Annotated in this window: 16 protein-coding genes; 11 read left to right on the top strand and 5 right to left on the bottom strand. The window is 56.9% G+C overall.

Going from position 1 to position 14,249, the window contains the following annotated elements:
* Positions 1 to 90: 90 nt before the first annotated feature.
* Positions 91 to 612, bottom strand: a complete 522-nt coding sequence (locus tag RZ517_RS16255; protein ID WP_338549176.1) for a hypothetical protein — start codon at positions 610 to 612, stop codon at positions 91 to 93.
* On the bottom strand, positions 609 to 1,346 hold the full coding sequence (locus RZ517_RS16250) for a 16S rRNA (uracil(1498)-N(3))-methyltransferase (protein ID WP_338549175.1): 738 nt from the start codon (positions 1,344 to 1,346) through the stop codon (positions 609 to 611). The genes RZ517_RS16255 and RZ517_RS16250 overlap by 4 nt, the downstream gene beginning before the upstream one ends.
* 11 nt (positions 1,347 to 1,357) lie before the next feature.
* Here RZ517_RS16250 and ubiA point away from each other — a divergent pair, with 11 nt between their 5' ends.
* Genes ubiA through RZ517_RS16235 form a run of 3 tightly spaced genes read left to right on the top strand, consistent with a single transcriptional unit; the run spans position 1,358 to position 4,637 of the window.
* The gene (gene ubiA / locus RZ517_RS16245) at positions 1,358 to 2,323 is read left to right on the top strand and encodes a 4-hydroxybenzoate octaprenyltransferase (protein ID WP_338549174.1); all 966 of its coding nucleotides are present in this window, start codon (positions 1,358 to 1,360) and stop codon (positions 2,321 to 2,323) included.
* A gap of 56 nt (positions 2,324 to 2,379) precedes the next feature.
* Positions 2,380 to 4,317, top strand: a complete 1,938-nt coding sequence (locus RZ517_RS16240) for an OmpA family protein (RefSeq protein WP_338549173.1) — start codon at positions 2,380 to 2,382, stop codon at positions 4,315 to 4,317.
* Entirely contained in the window at positions 4,314 to 4,637 is a 324-nt protein-coding gene (locus RZ517_RS16235; protein ID WP_317056938.1) for a hypothetical protein, read from the top strand. The genes RZ517_RS16240 and RZ517_RS16235 overlap by 4 nt, the downstream gene beginning before the upstream one ends.
* A gap of 9 nt (positions 4,638 to 4,646) precedes the next feature.
* On the opposite strand, the gene RZ517_RS16230 is transcribed toward RZ517_RS16235, so the two are convergent.
* Positions 4,647 to 5,327, bottom strand: a complete 681-nt coding sequence (locus RZ517_RS16230) for an aspartate/glutamate racemase family protein (RefSeq protein ID WP_338549172.1) — start codon at positions 5,325 to 5,327, stop codon at positions 4,647 to 4,649.
* Between the two features lie 167 nt (positions 5,328 to 5,494).
* On the bottom strand, positions 5,495 to 6,208 hold the full coding sequence (locus RZ517_RS16225) for a M50 family metallopeptidase (protein WP_338549171.1): 714 nt from the start codon (positions 6,206 to 6,208) through the stop codon (positions 5,495 to 5,497).
* Positions 6,209 to 6,315: 107 nt separating this feature from the next.
* Between RZ517_RS16225 and RZ517_RS16220 the strand changes: the two genes are divergently transcribed.
* Complete coding sequence (locus RZ517_RS16220) at positions 6,316 to 7,017, top strand: NAD-dependent deacylase (RefSeq protein WP_338549170.1); 702 nt, start codon at positions 6,316 to 6,318, stop codon at positions 7,015 to 7,017.
* Between the two features lie 185 nt (positions 7,018 to 7,202).
* On the opposite strand, the gene rpmB is transcribed toward RZ517_RS16220, so the two are convergent.
* Positions 7,203 to 7,493: a 50S ribosomal protein L28 gene (gene rpmB / locus RZ517_RS16215; RefSeq protein ID WP_338549169.1), complete on the bottom strand. Its 291-nt coding sequence runs from the start codon at positions 7,491 to 7,493 to the stop codon at positions 7,203 to 7,205.
* A gap of 303 nt (positions 7,494 to 7,796) precedes the next feature.
* On the opposite strand from rpmB, the gene rpoZ reads away from it, so the two are divergent.
* The 7 genes from rpoZ to acpS all read left to right on the top strand — a co-directional run bounded on the left by rpoZ (position 7,797) and on the right by acpS (position 14,195).
* Entirely contained in the window at positions 7,797 to 8,150 is a 354-nt protein-coding gene (gene rpoZ, locus RZ517_RS16210; protein ID WP_317056950.1) for a DNA-directed RNA polymerase subunit omega, read from the top strand.
* A 36-nt stretch (positions 8,151 to 8,186) separates the two neighbouring features.
* Positions 8,187 to 10,337, top strand: coding sequence for a RelA/SpoT family protein (locus RZ517_RS16205; protein ID WP_338549168.1), 2,151 nt, complete (start codon positions 8,187 to 8,189; stop codon positions 10,335 to 10,337).
* Between the two features lie 15 nt (positions 10,338 to 10,352).
* Entirely contained in the window at positions 10,353 to 11,024 is a 672-nt protein-coding gene (locus RZ517_RS16200) for a DUF2062 domain-containing protein (protein ID WP_338549167.1), read from the top strand.
* Between the two features lie 111 nt (positions 11,025 to 11,135).
* A complete protein-coding gene (locus RZ517_RS16195) occupies positions 11,136 to 11,906 on the top strand; it encodes a pyridoxine 5'-phosphate synthase (protein WP_338549166.1) in 771 nt (256 codons plus the stop codon).
* Entirely contained in the window at positions 11,903 to 12,340 is a 438-nt protein-coding gene (locus tag RZ517_RS16190) for an ABZJ_00895 family protein (protein WP_338549165.1), read from the top strand. Before RZ517_RS16195 ends, RZ517_RS16190 begins: the two co-directional genes overlap by 4 nt.
* Before the next feature lie 7 nt (positions 12,341 to 12,347).
* Positions 12,348 to 13,772, top strand: a complete 1,425-nt coding sequence (locus tag RZ517_RS16185; RefSeq protein WP_338549164.1) for an alpha/beta hydrolase — start codon at positions 12,348 to 12,350, stop codon at positions 13,770 to 13,772.
* A gap of 9 nt (positions 13,773 to 13,781) precedes the next feature.
* Complete coding sequence (gene acpS / locus RZ517_RS16180; RefSeq protein WP_338549163.1) at positions 13,782 to 14,195, top strand: holo-ACP synthase; 414 nt, start codon at positions 13,782 to 13,784, stop codon at positions 14,193 to 14,195.
* The last annotated feature ends 54 nt before the right edge of the window (positions 14,196 to 14,249 follow it).

The raw sequence follows: 14,249 nt of genomic DNA, 5'->3' as shown, positions 1-14,249 counted from the left end.
AAAGCGCGCGCAGAACGGCAGAAGATTAAGAAATAACTCCTGTTTTGTCTATGCACAGACAGTTGGCCAAGCAAACAGGCTTCGCGTTTCTCAGCCTCTAAGCTTGGCCAGTGTTTCATGTCGTACCCAGATGCGGGTGGGGATGGTTAACTTGTTGTTCGCCGCCGCGACCAGCGTTTCGCTGCGCAGGCCCGGCAGGGATGAGAAGGCGTCAAACAGCGCGTCATTGCCGGTGGCGGACACAGGTATGAAAAGCTGTGGTTGACCAGGTTGAGAGAGACGCCAATGGGCGGGCTGCCCCGTGGGGTCAAGCGCCAGTTCGGTCATCTCGGACAGGTCGATGCTGCCACCGGTGAGAGGGCCGAAATACGTGACACGGCCCTCGTCGATTTGCACAATGCCGGGACCGCCGGTGTTGGACCGGAAGCGCCCGCGTTGCAAGCCGGTGACGGTGAGCACAAGTCCGGCCACGCAGAATGCCATGCCGACCCATGACAAAATGCCGTTTAAGGTCAACGCCCACCAAGCCCCCAGTGCCAGCACCGCAAGGCCAATAAGCGCTTCGCGCCAGCGGAACAGGTTGGCCGCTGCCTCGGGACGGATGAAGCTCATCGCCAATCTCCAAAGGTCTGTTGCCACAGCGTCAGCGCGGCCACGGCGGCGGTGTCGGCGCGTAGGATGCGGGGGCCGAGGCTGATGGCGTGGGCCTGGGGCAGTGCGGCGAGGCGTTGGCGTTCGGCATCGGAAAAGCCGCCTTCGGGGCCGATGAGGATGGCCCAGGGGCCACTGCTGTCGTTTTTGGCGAGGCTGATCAAAGCCAAGGATGGGCCAGCGAGCGCTTCGTCACAGAACAGGATTTGGCGGTCGTCAGGCCATGTGTTGAGCAATGCGTCGAGTCTTTGCAGGGCTGTCACTTCGGGCACGTAGGTGCCGCCGCATTGCTCGGCGGCTTCGACGGCATGTGCCTGAAGGCGATCCTGTCGGATGCGTTCGGAATTCGTGAATTCGGTCTGCACTGGGCAGATGCGCGCCGCGCCCATCTCGGCAGCTTTTTCGACGATGAAGTCGGTGCGGGCTTTTTTGATTGGGGCAAACAATAGCCAGAGATCGGGTGGGTTTTGTTGTGGGCGGGTTTGTTCTTCGACCGTTAGAATACCGCGCTTTTTGCCTGCCTCGGCCACAGTCGCGCGCCATTCGCCGGAATGACCGTCAAACACCAGTACCACGTCGCCAAGACCCAGCCGCATGACACTAAAGAGGTAGTGCGCCTGATCGCCTCCCAACGGAACGGATTGCCCTTGCCCCAAAGGCTGATCTACATACAGTCTGATCTTCGCGTTGCGCATGGGGCCAACATATGACCGGTGAGAACCAGACGCCAGAGGCCACAGGCCAGGTAGCGGATGCTGTCAAGGACAACTGGGTGGACCGGCTGGCGCCTTCTGCCGCGCGGCCTTACCTGCGGCTTTCCCGGGCGGACAGACCGATTGGCACATGGTTGCTGCTCTTGCCCTGCTGGTGGGGGCTGCTCTTGTCGATGATCCATGACGGGCAGATGAGTTGGCATGATCTTTGGATTTTTGTGGGCTGTGGGATTGGGGCCTTTCTGATGCGCGGGGCGGGGTGCACGTGGAATGACATCACCGACCGTCACATTGATGGCAGCGTGGCGCGCACGGCGTCGCGGCCTATTCCCTCGGGCCAGGTGAGCGTGAAACAGGCCCTTGCCTGGCTGGTGGCGCAGGCCTTGATCGCGTTTTGTATTCTGATCACCTTCAACTGGGCTTCGATTGCATTGGGTGTGCTGTCGCTCTTGCCCGTGGCAGTTTATCCATTTGCCAAGCGCTTCACATGGTGGCCGCAGGTGTTTCTTGGGATTGCGTTTAACTGGGGTGCGCTTCTGGCCTGGACCGCGCATAGCGGAAAGCTCGAACTGCCAGCGGTGATCCTTTATCTGGCTGGTATCTCGTGGACGCTTTTTTACGATACGATCTACGCCCATCAGGATGCCGAAGATGACGCGCTCATTGGGGTGAAATCCACAGCGCGGCTTTTTGGGGAACAGTCACCTGCCTGGCTGTTGCGGTTTCTCATCCTTGCGGTGATTTTGCAGGTGTTTGCAGTCATCATGGCCGTTGTCGGTGCCTCTCCCATCGCACTGCTCTTGGCGCTGTGTGGATCCTGGGCATTCGGGTGGCATATGCATTGGCAACTGCAGCGGTTTGATCCCAATGACGATGACGTGCTGCTTCGGCTCTTCCGGTCAAACCGGGATGCTGGTCTAATTCCCCTGCCGTTTTTTGCAATCGCGCTCTTCGTTTGATTGCACTTGAGGATACTGGCGCTTAAATAGGGCGCGGGAAGGAAAAGGGTGGTTTCGTGAATCTGCGCCTGTCTTCAGTATTTTCGGTAGCTGGTATTTTCGCTGTCGCGTTTATTCTATGTCTGTTTGCCGCGCGGTTCGCAGTGTCTGCCATAGAAGAGAATTCGCGCAATGCGGTGCGCGATACGCTCGATGAAAACGGTATGGTCTGGACGGAGGTCGATGCCGATGGCTTGCAGGTCTATCTTGCAGGGACTGCCCCGTCCGAGGCGACGCGCTTTCGGGCCCTCTCGATAGCCGGAAGTGTCGTGGAATCCGCCCGGATCATCGACCAGATGCTGGTCGAGGACACTGCAGGTATCGAACCACCGCGCTTTTCCGTGGAAATTTTGAGAAATGACAGCGGCATCTCATTGATCGGGTTGATCCCTGCTTCGATGGATCGTGATGACCTGCTCTTTGATGTGGCGCGACGCACCGGGGATCAGGAGATCACCGACCTTTTGGAGACAGCGGACTATCCAGAACCCGAGACTTGGCAGGATGCGCTCGATTATGCGGTTCGGTCATTGGATGATCTGGAACGGGCCAAGATTTCAGTGGATGCCTCGCGGGTCGAAGTCACGGCTATGGCGGAGAGTGAACAAGATAAAACAACGCTGGAAACTGATCTGGCGCGGCGCTTGCCTGATGGGGTGCGGTTGGCGCTCGATATCTCCGCGCCGAGGCCTGTCGTGACGCCCTTTACCCTGCGTTATACCATAGAAGACGGCACCGGTAAATTTGATGTGTGCGCTGCCGATACAGAGACCGCACGCGAGCGGATTCTGCGCGCAGCAGGGCGCAATGGCCTCGACTATAAAGCGCAGTGCACTTTGGCGCTTGGTGTGCCATCGCCCAAGTGGGCCGATGCCGCAGAGCTAGCGATCGATGCGCTGGGTGAGATTGGCAATGGCAGCATCACGTTCTCGGACGCGGATGTCTCGCTGGTGGCGGCATATGGCACATCGGAATCGGTGTTTGATGCGGTGGTTGGACGGCTGGAAACATCATTGCCGGACGTGTTTGCACTTCACGCTGTTCTGCCGGTTCCAGAGACGGAAAATGCGCAGGCACCTGAATTTGTTGCGACGCTTTCGCCTGAAGGGCTGGTGCAGATCAGAGGGCGTGTGGAAAACGAGCGCGCGCGAGAGACGGTCGACAGCCTTGCGAAGGCGCGGTTCGCCTCAGACGCGGTCTACACTACGGCACGCGTGGCCGAAAACTTGCCGCGCGATTGGACTGTACGCACGTTGACTGCGTTGGAGGCACTGGCCTATCTGTCGAATGGGGCTGTCACCGTGACGCCCGATGCCATCGATGTCGCCGGCCAAACCGGGAACAAGGAGGCGGAGGCCACGATCACAGGGATGCTGGCGCAAAAGCTGGGCGATGCTGAGCGATACACAATTGACGTGTCCTATCAGGAAGCGCTTGACCCGATTGCAAGCCTGCCCACCCCGGATGAGTGCGAGGCACAGATTGCGCAGATTCAGGTGGAGCGGAAAATCACCTTCGCCCCTAGTGAAACCACGATTGATGATATTGGTGCGGCGATCATGGATGACATCGCGGAGGTCGTTAAATCCTGTGGCGAGATCCGCATGGAAATTGGCGGGCACACGGACAGCCAGGGCCGTGAGGTCATGAACGAACAGCTGAGTCAGGCCCGGGCGCAAACCATCCTCAATGAGCTTCGGTCGCGTCAGGTTTTGACCGCGTCGATTTCGGCAAAGGGTTACGGTGAGAGCAAGCCGATTGCGGATAACGATTCTGAAGAAGGGCGCGAAGCCAATCGGCGCATTGAGTTTCGGGTGATCCGTCCAGAACCCATCAAGGAAGAGCAGACAACGCTTGAAGCGATGGAAGAAGAGGTTCAAAACAAAGCTCAGGGTGAAGATGTAGGTGCATCCCCCGAAGAACCGGAACCAGAAGCGGAAAGCGCTGCGGAATGAACAGAACCGAATTCATCATAGCAACGGCGATCGTTCTGTTCGTGGCGTTTTGCATGGGCTGGTTCGCCAATTGGCTGGTGCACCGTTTTACCCGTGTGCTGCCATCCGATGTGGGTGAGCTGGAGCGCATGTCGCAAGAGCTTCATGATGCAGAAGAGACACGTGATCAGGCGATCACTTATCTGCAGCAGCGGGAGGCGGAGTTGACCAATCAGCTGACGCAAACCGAAGCTGAGCTTTCGGCGACCATGGATGGGTTGCGAGAGGCGCGGCAAGAGGCCGAGATGTTGCGCAATGAGTTGTCCAAGGTGCGCACTTAAAATCCAGTTTTAGCTTTTGGCGAAGGTGACAATCGCGTTGCACAGGCAGGTCAGGCTGTCAGTTGTTGGCATGTCATTGGGCAGGGCACCCTGCAGTGGTGAAAGCTCTGTGTTGGCGACAAGGATATGTTCGGCACCTTGATCTAAAAGATCGTTCGCTATGGCTTGCAGGTTCTGTTCAAGATCGGCGCTCTGATTTCCGCTTTTGGCGGCGGCGATGAGATTGGACACTCCTAATTCGTCTTTCAGCCAAACAGGTGTCAGCCCCTTGGCATCGAAGATTGCATCGAACAACTCGAATGTGCGACAGGCCGGTGCCGCCAAGAGGCCAATTTTGTTTGCGCCGCTCGCTTGGACCTGCGTCGCGGAAAATTCAATTATATCAAGGAACGGCAAGGTCGTGGCGTGGCTGACGGCCAGGGAATAGTGGTGCGCTTCGACATTCGGCATGGCGAGCGCTTGTGCGCCCGCGCGTTCAAGATCCTGTGCCATGCTCATCAAGGCAGGCATGGGTTCGCGGTCGTCATCGCCGTCAACAAGGGTCACGCGCGGCGGTAGTTGCGGGTTGTGATTGAGGATCAGCGGGATGTGATTGCTGCCATCCTGCGTCTGCGTGGCAGACAAAAGCTTTTGCATCACAAGAACTGTGGTCTGCGGAACCATGCCGCCTAGGATGCCGACGGGCTTCATCTTGGAGAACTCATTTTACTGCTCGTACTCTGTCACGCTGCTTGGGGTCTTTTGCCCAAGCTTGGCGCAGACATAGCAGGTTTTCGCAGTTTTTGAAGCGGGTTTGCGCAGAGGTTCGTCGAACGTGAAGGGATTGGTTTGCTAACCGACCTTCGAGCAGGCGTTGATCAGGCCAGGCGTTGTCTCATCATTGACCAATGCAGGGGAATAGATGGGATGAAGAACAAAATCCACCACCCAAGGCCAAAGGCGATCAACATGGCAGGGATCCAGATCACAGACAGGATAAGGCCGACAGCACCTGTGATGACCATGGCATAATCTTGACGCAGGATGCGCAAGAGGCCCAGATGAAAGAGCTTGCCGCCATCAAGTGGCTGAACCGGGATCAAGTTGAAGATCGCAAGGAATCCGTTGATATAGGCAAAAAGCCCAAGAACTTCGGCAATGGTGGCTTGTGGGCTGTTGAACAGGATTTCCGGGTTTTCATACGCCGATGCCTGGGCAAAGATGCTGTCCCACATGACATTGGAGATCAACGAAAACACGGCCCATAGCACGATGTTCACAATTGGGCCCATAGCGACGATGAATTCCTGCTCGTATGCTGAGGCAGAGCGCGCGCGTTCGCAAAACCCGCCGCCGCCATAGAGCATGATGCGCCGCACAGGCACGCCTTGAATCAGACAGGCCCAGGCGTGACCCAGTTCATGCAGGAAAATCGATACGAAGAGCAAAGCGATAAAGGTTGCCGTCCAGGCGACATCGCTTCCACCCGTGTAGAAGTAGAAGCCCAAAAGCATCACAAGAGATGCCCCAATCTGGATCGGCACACCAAAGGGGCCACGGAACTCGAAAATTGGGTTGTTGTCGTTGAACACAGTAATAATTCCAGGTACTTAAAGACTTTTGCGCAACATGGGCCTAATATGATGGGCCTAATATGGTTTCAGGGTCGAATACCGGGAAAGTTGAGCAAAACTAAGGCATGAAAAAGATTGTCATTTTAAGTGGTGCTGGAATTTCCGCTGAAAGCGGGTTGGGCACGTTTCGCGACGAAGGCGGGCTTTGGGCGCAGCACGCGATTGAGGATGTGGCCACGCCTGAGGGTTTTGAGCGCAACCCAACTTTGGTGCATGCATTCTACAATGCGCGCCGGGCGCAGGCGGCAAAGGCCAAGCCGAACGCGGCACATTTTGCTCTGGCGAGGCTTGAGGCAGATTTTGAGGGAGAAGTGCTTGTTATTACGCAAAATGTGGACGGCCTGCACGAGGCGGCAGGCAGCCAGAACGTGATCCATATGCATGGCGAACTGGCCAAAGCGCTGTGCCATGCGTGCGCGCACCGATGGCAGGCCCCCTTGGTCATGTCACCTGATGATCCCTGCCCCAAATGCGAGGTGCCTGCGACACGCCCGGATGTCGTGTGGTTTGGGGAAATTCCCTATGCGATGGAGGTGATTGATCCCGCTCTGGCAGAGGCAGATCTCTTTGCCGCAATTGGCACATCCGGGCAGGTTTATCCGGCGGCGGCATATGGTCAGCACGCCCGGCGGATGGGGGCGCATACGGTGGAATTGAATCTTGAGACGTCCTCGGCGTCGCGTGATTTTGCTGAGCACCGTCGCGGCAAAGCAAGTGAGGTTGTGCCGGTCTGGGTGGAGGAGGTTTTGGCCGTAAAAGGAGCATAGGTTCGCGCAAACTTATTGCTTGGATGTTTTGTGCGCAAAACACGTTACGGGCTTGTTAAGCTATACCCAATTGCGTTTCTGGGGTGTGAAACACTCTGGAGTATTGGGTGCGTAACAGCAAGTGCCGGAAATGCGAAAAGCCCCGCCGTTTGCGGCAGGGCCTTAAAATTAAGCTTACCATACCCTTAAGCGCTGGCGGCCTGCGCCTTGGCGATTTCTTTTTTGACCTTCAATGCGCGGTCCGACAACTCGGAGTCCTTGGCTTTGGCCAAAAAAGCGTCGAGGCCACCGCGGTGGTCCACGCTGCGCAATGCGGCTGCGGAGATCCTCAGTTTGATGCCACGGCCGAGCGTTTCGGATTGCAGCGTCGTGTCGTTCAGGTTCGGCAGGTAACGGCGCCGGGTCTTGTTGTTTGCATGGCTCGAGTTGTTGCCAACCATCGGGCCTTTTCCGGTCAGTTCGCAGCGGCGCGACATGGGTTTATCCTCGTGTTGGGGCGGGCGATGTGCCGCCTTCTCAATACAAATGGGCACCGCCCTAGGCAGCGCCCCTAATTACGTTGGGCGTCTTTACGGTCAAAGGCTTGAGGCGTCAAGGGATTCGGGTGTCTTTCCTTGCGGGAAATACTGCCATACCGACGACCTGTCTCGATTTGCTGTGTTTCATGGGGGAAATAGGCGCGAATCCGCGGCGGACAGGCGCAAATCTGTGCTTGTAAACATATGCCATAGTCTTTAGGAACAGGGCTTCTTGAGACATTTGCCCAATTCGGAGGTCATATGGCCCGCGTCACAACAGAAGATTGCGTTGATAAGGTCCCGAACCGGTTTGATCTGGTCATGCTGGCGGCGCATCGTGCGCGTGAGATTTCCGCAGGTTCGCCGATCACTGTGGATCGTGACAATGACAAAAACCCGGTTGTGGCCCTGCGCGAGATTGCAGAAGAGACCCAGCCGGCGGATGATCTGCGGGAACGTCTGATTGAATCGAACCAGAACCAGATCGAAGTGGACGAGCCCGAAGAGGACTCGATGGCGCTTTTGATGGGGGATGAGGCCGAGAAGCCTGCCGAAGATGATATGTCCGAAGAAAAACTGCTTCGGGCGTTGATGGAGGCGCAGGGGCAGGGCTAAGCCCCGCGCGCACCCTGCCTGGGGAAGCGGAGCGCAATGATTGCTGCCGATAACCTGATTGATCTGGTTCGCGCCTATAACCCCAAAACCGACGAGAGCTTGATTCGCGATGCCTTTGAGTTTGGCCGCGATATGCATGAGGGGCAGTACCGGCATTCCGGTGAGCCGTATTTCACGCATCCTGTGTCTGTCGCCGCCATATTGGCCGAACAGCGGCTTGATGATGCGACGATTGTCACGGCGCTTTTGCATGACACGATTGAAGACACGCGCGCCTCTTTTGATATTGTGGCGCAGCGATTTGGCCGGGAAGTGGCCGATCTTGTGGATGGCGTTACGAAACTGACCAATCTGCAGCTGTCGAGCACTGAAACTCAGCAGGCTGAAAACTTTCGCAAGCTTTTTATGGCAATGTCGAAAGATCTGCGTGTGATCCTGGTGAAGGTCGCGGACCGTTTGCACAACATGCGCACGATCCGGGCCATGAGGCCTGAAAAACAGCTCAAGAAGGCGCGCGAGACTATGGATATCTATGCGCCTCTTGCAGGGCGTATGGGCATGCAATGGATGCGCGAAGAGTTGGAGGATTTGGCATTTCGCGTCATCAACCCCGAGGCGCGGGCTTCGATCATGCGGCGGTTCATCACGCTCCAAAAGGAAGCTGGCGATGTGATTGAGCGGATCACGGGCGATATGCGCCATGAGTTAGATGAGGCCGGGATAGAGGCCGATATTCTGGGCCGCGCAAAAAAACCCTACTCAATCTGGCGCAAGATGCAGGAAAAAGAGATGGGATTTTCCCGTCTAAGCGACATCTATGGCTTTCGCCTGGTCACGGGAACAGAAGAGGACTGCTACCGCGTGCTGGGGGTCATTCATCGGCGTTGGCGCGCGGTGCCTGGGCGGTTCAAGGATTACATCAGTCAGCCGAAGTCGAACGGGTATCGGTCGATCCACACTACGGTTTCTGGGCGGGACGGTAAGCTTGTCGAGGTGCAGGTCCGCACACGGCAAATGCATGAGGTGGCCGAGACGGGTGTGGCGGCGCATTGGTCCTACAGAGATGGTGAGCGCGCAGAAAACCCGTTTGCCGTGGATCCGGCGAAGTGGATTTCGTCACTAACAGAACAGTTTGATGCAGAGGAAGATCACGAAGACTTCCTCGAAGCGGTCAAGTTGGAGATGTATTCGGACCAGGTTTTTTGTTTTACGCCCAAGGGGGATGTGATCAAGCTACCGCGCGGGGCGACACCGATTGATTTTGCCTATGCCATTCACACGCGGATCGGCAATGCCTGTGTGGGGGCCAAAGTGGACGGTATGCGTGTACCGCTCTGGACGCGGATCAAAAACGGTCAGTCGGTCGATGTCATCACCGCAGATGGGCAGACACCGCAGGCCACATGGTTGGATATTGCCACCACCGGCAAAGCGCGTGCGGCGATCCGGCGGGCGTTGCGGGAATTGGATCGGGATCGGTATATTCGCCTTGGTCGGGAACTGGCGCGTGCGGCGTTTGAACATGTCGGCAAAAAGCCCACCGACAAGGCACTTGAACGTGTGGCAAAAACCCTGCGACTGAAGAACCACGATGAGGTTCTGGCCCGTCTGGGCAGTGCGGAATTGACAACACAACAGGTTTTGAACGCGGTCTATCCCGATCTGTCGCCTGGTACAGGGGCCGAGGTGCGCTGGGACCGTGCGGTGATCGGTCTGGCCCCTGATCAGCGGTTTGATCGCGCGCCATGTTGCCAACCCTTACCGGGCGAGCGGATTGTCGGGATTACATACCGTGGCAAAGGGGTTGTCGTGCATGCCATTGATTGCGAAACCTTGCAAAGCTTTGAAGAGCAGCCTGAGCGCTGGGTGGACCTTCATTGGCATGGGGGACGGCATCCGGCTGTTTACGATGTGACGCTTGATGTAACGATTGGCAATGACGCTGGGGTACTTGGACGAATTTGCACATTGATCGGAGAACAGAAGGCCAATATCTCTGACCTGACATTCATTGACCGGAAACCGGATTTTTACAGGCTCATGGTTGACGTAGAACTCAGAGATGCAGAACACCTGCATGGGGTGATTTCTGTTGTGGAAGCTGAGAGCGACGTGGCCGCGGTTGAGCGGTTCAGGGATGTCGCGCTTGGTTTGGGCAATGGGTCTGAGCCTGGAAAGAACGAGTAACAGGAGCCGCTTCCAGTGGTCTTTAAGCGCCGAGACAAGCTGCCCTGGTGGAAGGCCACATTGCAATTTCTGTGGCCCAAGAGTGGTTGGTCGCGAGCTTTCCAATATGTGAAACATCGGGTCCGTCGCCTGCCGGATCCGCCGCATCGGATCGCGCGTGGGATTTTTGCGGGGGTCTTTGTCACTTTTTCTCCCTTCTTTGGGCTGCACTTCTTTCTGGCCGCCGGGTTGGCGTGGATTATGCGGGGCAATATCGTTGCGTCGCTCTTGGCGACGTTTGTCGGCAATCCGCTGACGTTTCTGGCGATTGGAGCGTCTTCGCTTCAGACCGGGTATTTCCTTCTGGGGATCCGCAATGTGCCGGAGTTCGAAGAGCATGGCACGCTGGGTGCGAAGTTTGTCGATGCAGGGCGGGATCTGAAAGACAATATCTGGGCGATCTTTACAGATGCACATGTCGATTGGACACGGCTTGAGATATTCTATGACGAGGTGTTTTTCCCTTACATGGTGGGCGGTATCATTCCTGGCCTTATTTCTGGATTTGTCGCGTATTATCTGAGTCTTCCGGTGATCCAGGCCTATCAGAACCGCCGAAAAGGGCGGATCAAGGCAAAACTGGATGCCTTCAAGGAAAAGGCAGCAGAGAAAAAGGCAAAATCTAAGGCCAAGGATAGCGGAGTTTAGGCTAAGGCCTCTTTTGCCATTCTTGGAACGGTCAATCCGCTTTTGGCTGACGGTTTGGAAAAATCGCACTAGGTTGAAAACAAGAGCGAGACTCAGAGCAAGGAGAGTGCCATGTCATCCGCCGGAGATCTGCGTTTGGGCGTGAATATTGACCATGTCGCCACTGTGCGGAATGCGCGCGGTGGGGATTATCCGGATCCGATCCGTGCCGCAAAGCTGGCCGAAGAGGCCGGGGCAGACGGGATCACGGCGCATCTGCGCGAAGATCGGCGGCATATCTCTGATGCGGATATTGACGGTCTGATGGCTGCGCTGGACGTGCCGCTTAACTTTGAGATGGCGGCAACCGATGAAATGCAGGCGATTGCCTTGCGCCACAAACCGCATGCGGTGTGTATTGTGCCCGAAAAGCGAGAAGAGCGCACCACGGAAGGCGGGTTGGAAGTGGCGCGCGAGGAAAACAAGCTGGCGCATTTCATTGGACCTTTGCGCGAGGCCGGGTGCCGGGTTTCGATCTTTATCGCGGCGGATTCCAAGCAGATTGATGCGGCAAACCGAATAGGAGCCCAGGTGATTGAATTGCATACTGGCGCCTATTGCGATGCTCATTCTGAGGGGCGCTTTGAAGAACGCGACGCAGAGCTTAAAAGCCTGCGGGAAATGTCGGCTTATGCGCATTCGCTTGGGCTTGAAGTGCATGCCGGGCATGGCCTGACCTATGAAACCGTTGCGCCCGTGGCGGCGTTTCCCGAAGTTATGGAACTCAATATCGGGCATTTCATTATTGGTGAGGCGATTTACCGTGGGCTGGCTCCAGCGATCCATGAAATGCGCCGCATTATGGACGAGGCGCGCGGTGAGCCGCTCAGACCTGCGGGATGACTTGGCTAAGATATGCGCTGGTGTTTCTTGCCGTTGCCATTGGCGTGGCGCAGCTGGTGCTTTGGCTCAATGCAGCACAAGGAACAACTCTGGGGTCGGCGGCCCAGCTTATGGTCCCTGCGATGATCACGGCGCTGGTCGAGGGGCAGAAGGTGGCAAAACAGCAAAGATTTGTGCCGCGCGGTGCGCAGGCATGGCAGTTTGCAATTGTCGCGACAGGTGTGGCCTTAACGCTGAACATCGGGCTTGCGTATTCGGGTCCTGCGGTGGCCCCGGAATTTGCTAAACTGGCCATCGCGCCGGTTTTTTCCAAGCAGTTTTTGATCCTTCTGGGCCTTTATGCGCTGGGCTATCTTCTTGCAAATCGCTTCTTCTACACACTTGGGGCGGGCAATCAGTTAAGCCTGATGCAAAACCGCGAAAAATCAGAGTAGTGCGGAATTGACTATTCGTTGGAACAGATGGTGTTTCGCGGGCGCGCTGGTTTTGTTGGTCTGGAGCCTGTGGGTTCTTGAAGGTGCTCGGAAAGGCATCGAGATCACGTATCGTCTGGTTGGCGACACACCGGTGACAGTACTGTACAGGCAAACGGACGGGCCTGCGGTGGTCGTGGCGCATGGATTTTCTGGGTCTCGGCAGATGATGCAGGGATATTCGCACCTGCTGGCGCAGGCCGGATACCGTGTCTTTGCATTTGATTTTCAAGGACATGGTCGCCACAGAACGCCCATGTCGGGTGATGTAAATGCGATTAACGGCACGACGCGACTATTGATGGCGCAGACACAGGAGGTGATTAAGGCCGCGCGACAAGGCGATGCACCTGTTGCACTGCTCGGTCATTCCATGGCGACCGATATTCTCATTCGTGTTGCAAATGAGACCGAAGGCATTGGCCCTTTGGTGCTCTTGTCGGCCTTCTCAGAGGCCGTGAGCGAGAGCTGGCCGTGCGACATGTTGTTGATCACTGGCGCGTGGGAACCGGGGTTGCGTGAGTTTGCGCTTGAAACGGCCGAAGCCGCGCAGGAAAGCGCACGCCGCGCGGCGTTTATCGCGCCCGCAGTCGAACACGTGTCCATTCTGCAGTCCCGGGCCGGGCGAGAAGCGGCGCTCGACTGGCTGAACGGGTATTTTGAGCGGAATGATGTGCCCAAAGCAGCACAGACTGGGTGGGCACTTGTTGGATTGCTTGCCGCGGTCACATTGTTCTTTCCGTTTGTGGCCCGAATTGCGCCCGGGTCTCAGGCGACACCAGAGCCGATCAATTGGCGCCTGTTGCTATTGGCGGCGGGCGGTCCGGCGCTTTTGACGCCGCCGCTTGCGACGCTGGTTGAAGCAGAATTCCTTCCTGTTCTCGTGGCAGACTACCTGATGGTCCACTTGTTGATCTATGGCGCGCTGCAGCTTTGTGTTCTGGTCTGGGCCAAGCGGCGTCTTGGCCCAATCAGTGCAGCAGGTTTGGTGCTGCTGCTCTTTTGGATGATTGCGGTGTTTGGCTTGGCTTTGGATCGCTACGGCGCGAGTTTCTGGCCCACACCTGAGCGTTGGGCAATCATCGCAGTACTGTGTGTGGGGGCGGTGCCTTTCATGCTGGCCGATGCAAATTTGAGCTATGGCGCAACCCTGACCCAAAGGATCCTGGCGCGGGTCACATTTCTAGCCTCGCTCGGTCTTGCCGTGGCGCTTGATTTCGATGCGTTGTTCTTTCTCGTCATGATCGCGCCGGTGATTGTTCTGTTTTACCTCAGTTTTGGATATATGGGCCGGGTTAGCGCACTTCGGTCTGGACCGACCGGGGCGGGCATTGCACTTGGGCTTGCACTGGCCTGGGCGATTGGCGTCAGTTTCCCGCTATTTGCGGTGTGAGGGGGCAAAATGATTTTGGGTGTGGGTACCGATTTGGCGAATATCGAGCGTATCACCGCCACGCTGGAGCGTTTTGGGGACCGGTTTCGCAACCGCGTGTTCACCGACGTCGAGCAGGCCAAGGCCGAGCGGCGCAAGGATGTGGCAGGCACCTACGCCAAGCGTTGGGCCGCGAAAGAGGCGTGTTCCAAAGCGTTGGGCACTGGCCTGCGCATGGGTATTTCATGGAAAGACATGGCTGTTGAAAATCTGGAGACCGGGCAACCCGTGATGAGCGTCACAGGCTGGGCCGAAGAGCGTTTGGCCGAGATGACGCCGCAGGGGCATGAGGCGACCATACATGTCAGTCTAACCGACGATCATCCATGGGCGCAGGCCTTTGTCGTGATCGAAGCACATCCCAAGGAGCACGCCCAGAAGTAAAGCGGCTATTGGGCACGCAGGATGGTGATGCGACAATCCCAAGCCCTGCGCCTT

This window comes from Roseovarius sp. S88, assembly GCF_037023735.1.
Lineage (GTDB): Bacteria > Pseudomonadota > Alphaproteobacteria > Rhodobacterales > Rhodobacteraceae > Roseovarius > Roseovarius phycicola.
Note: the sequence above shows the minus strand (reverse complement) of the source record. Positions and strands in the feature narration are given on the sequence as shown.

Excerpts from the sequence above, each read along its gene's own strand:
- RZ517_RS16190 (WP_338549165.1), top strand. The coding sequence starts at position 11,903 with ATGACTTGGCTAAGATATGCGCTGGTGTTTCTTGCCGTTGCCATTGGC.
- RZ517_RS16250 (WP_338549175.1), bottom strand. The coding sequence starts at position 1,346 with ATGCGCAACGCGAAGATCAGACTGTATGTAGATCAGCCTTTGGGGCAA.
- RZ517_RS16230 (WP_338549172.1), bottom strand. The coding sequence starts at position 5,327 with ATGAAGCCCGTCGGCATCCTAGGCGGCATGGTTCCGCAGACCACAGTT.
- rpmB (WP_338549169.1), bottom strand. The coding sequence starts at position 7,493 with ATGTCGCGCCGCTGCGAACTGACCGGAAAAGGCCCGATGGTTGGCAAC.
- RZ517_RS16235 (WP_317056938.1), top strand. The coding sequence starts at position 4,314 with ATGAACAGAACCGAATTCATCATAGCAACGGCGATCGTTCTGTTCGTG.
- RZ517_RS16255 (WP_338549176.1), bottom strand. The coding sequence starts at position 612 with ATGAGCTTCATCCGTCCCGAGGCAGCGGCCAACCTGTTCCGCTGGCGC.
- RZ517_RS16220 (WP_338549170.1), top strand. The coding sequence starts at position 6,316 with ATGAAAAAGATTGTCATTTTAAGTGGTGCTGGAATTTCCGCTGAAAGC.
- rpoZ (WP_317056950.1), top strand. The coding sequence starts at position 7,797 with ATGGCCCGCGTCACAACAGAAGATTGCGTTGATAAGGTCCCGAACCGG.
- ubiA (WP_338549174.1), top strand. The coding sequence starts at position 1,358 with ATGACCGGTGAGAACCAGACGCCAGAGGCCACAGGCCAGGTAGCGGAT.
- RZ517_RS16195 (WP_338549166.1), top strand. The coding sequence starts at position 11,136 with ATGTCATCCGCCGGAGATCTGCGTTTGGGCGTGAATATTGACCATGTC.
- RZ517_RS16205 (WP_338549168.1), top strand. The coding sequence starts at position 8,187 with ATGATTGCTGCCGATAACCTGATTGATCTGGTTCGCGCCTATAACCCC.
- acpS (WP_338549163.1), top strand. The coding sequence starts at position 13,782 with ATGATTTTGGGTGTGGGTACCGATTTGGCGAATATCGAGCGTATCACC.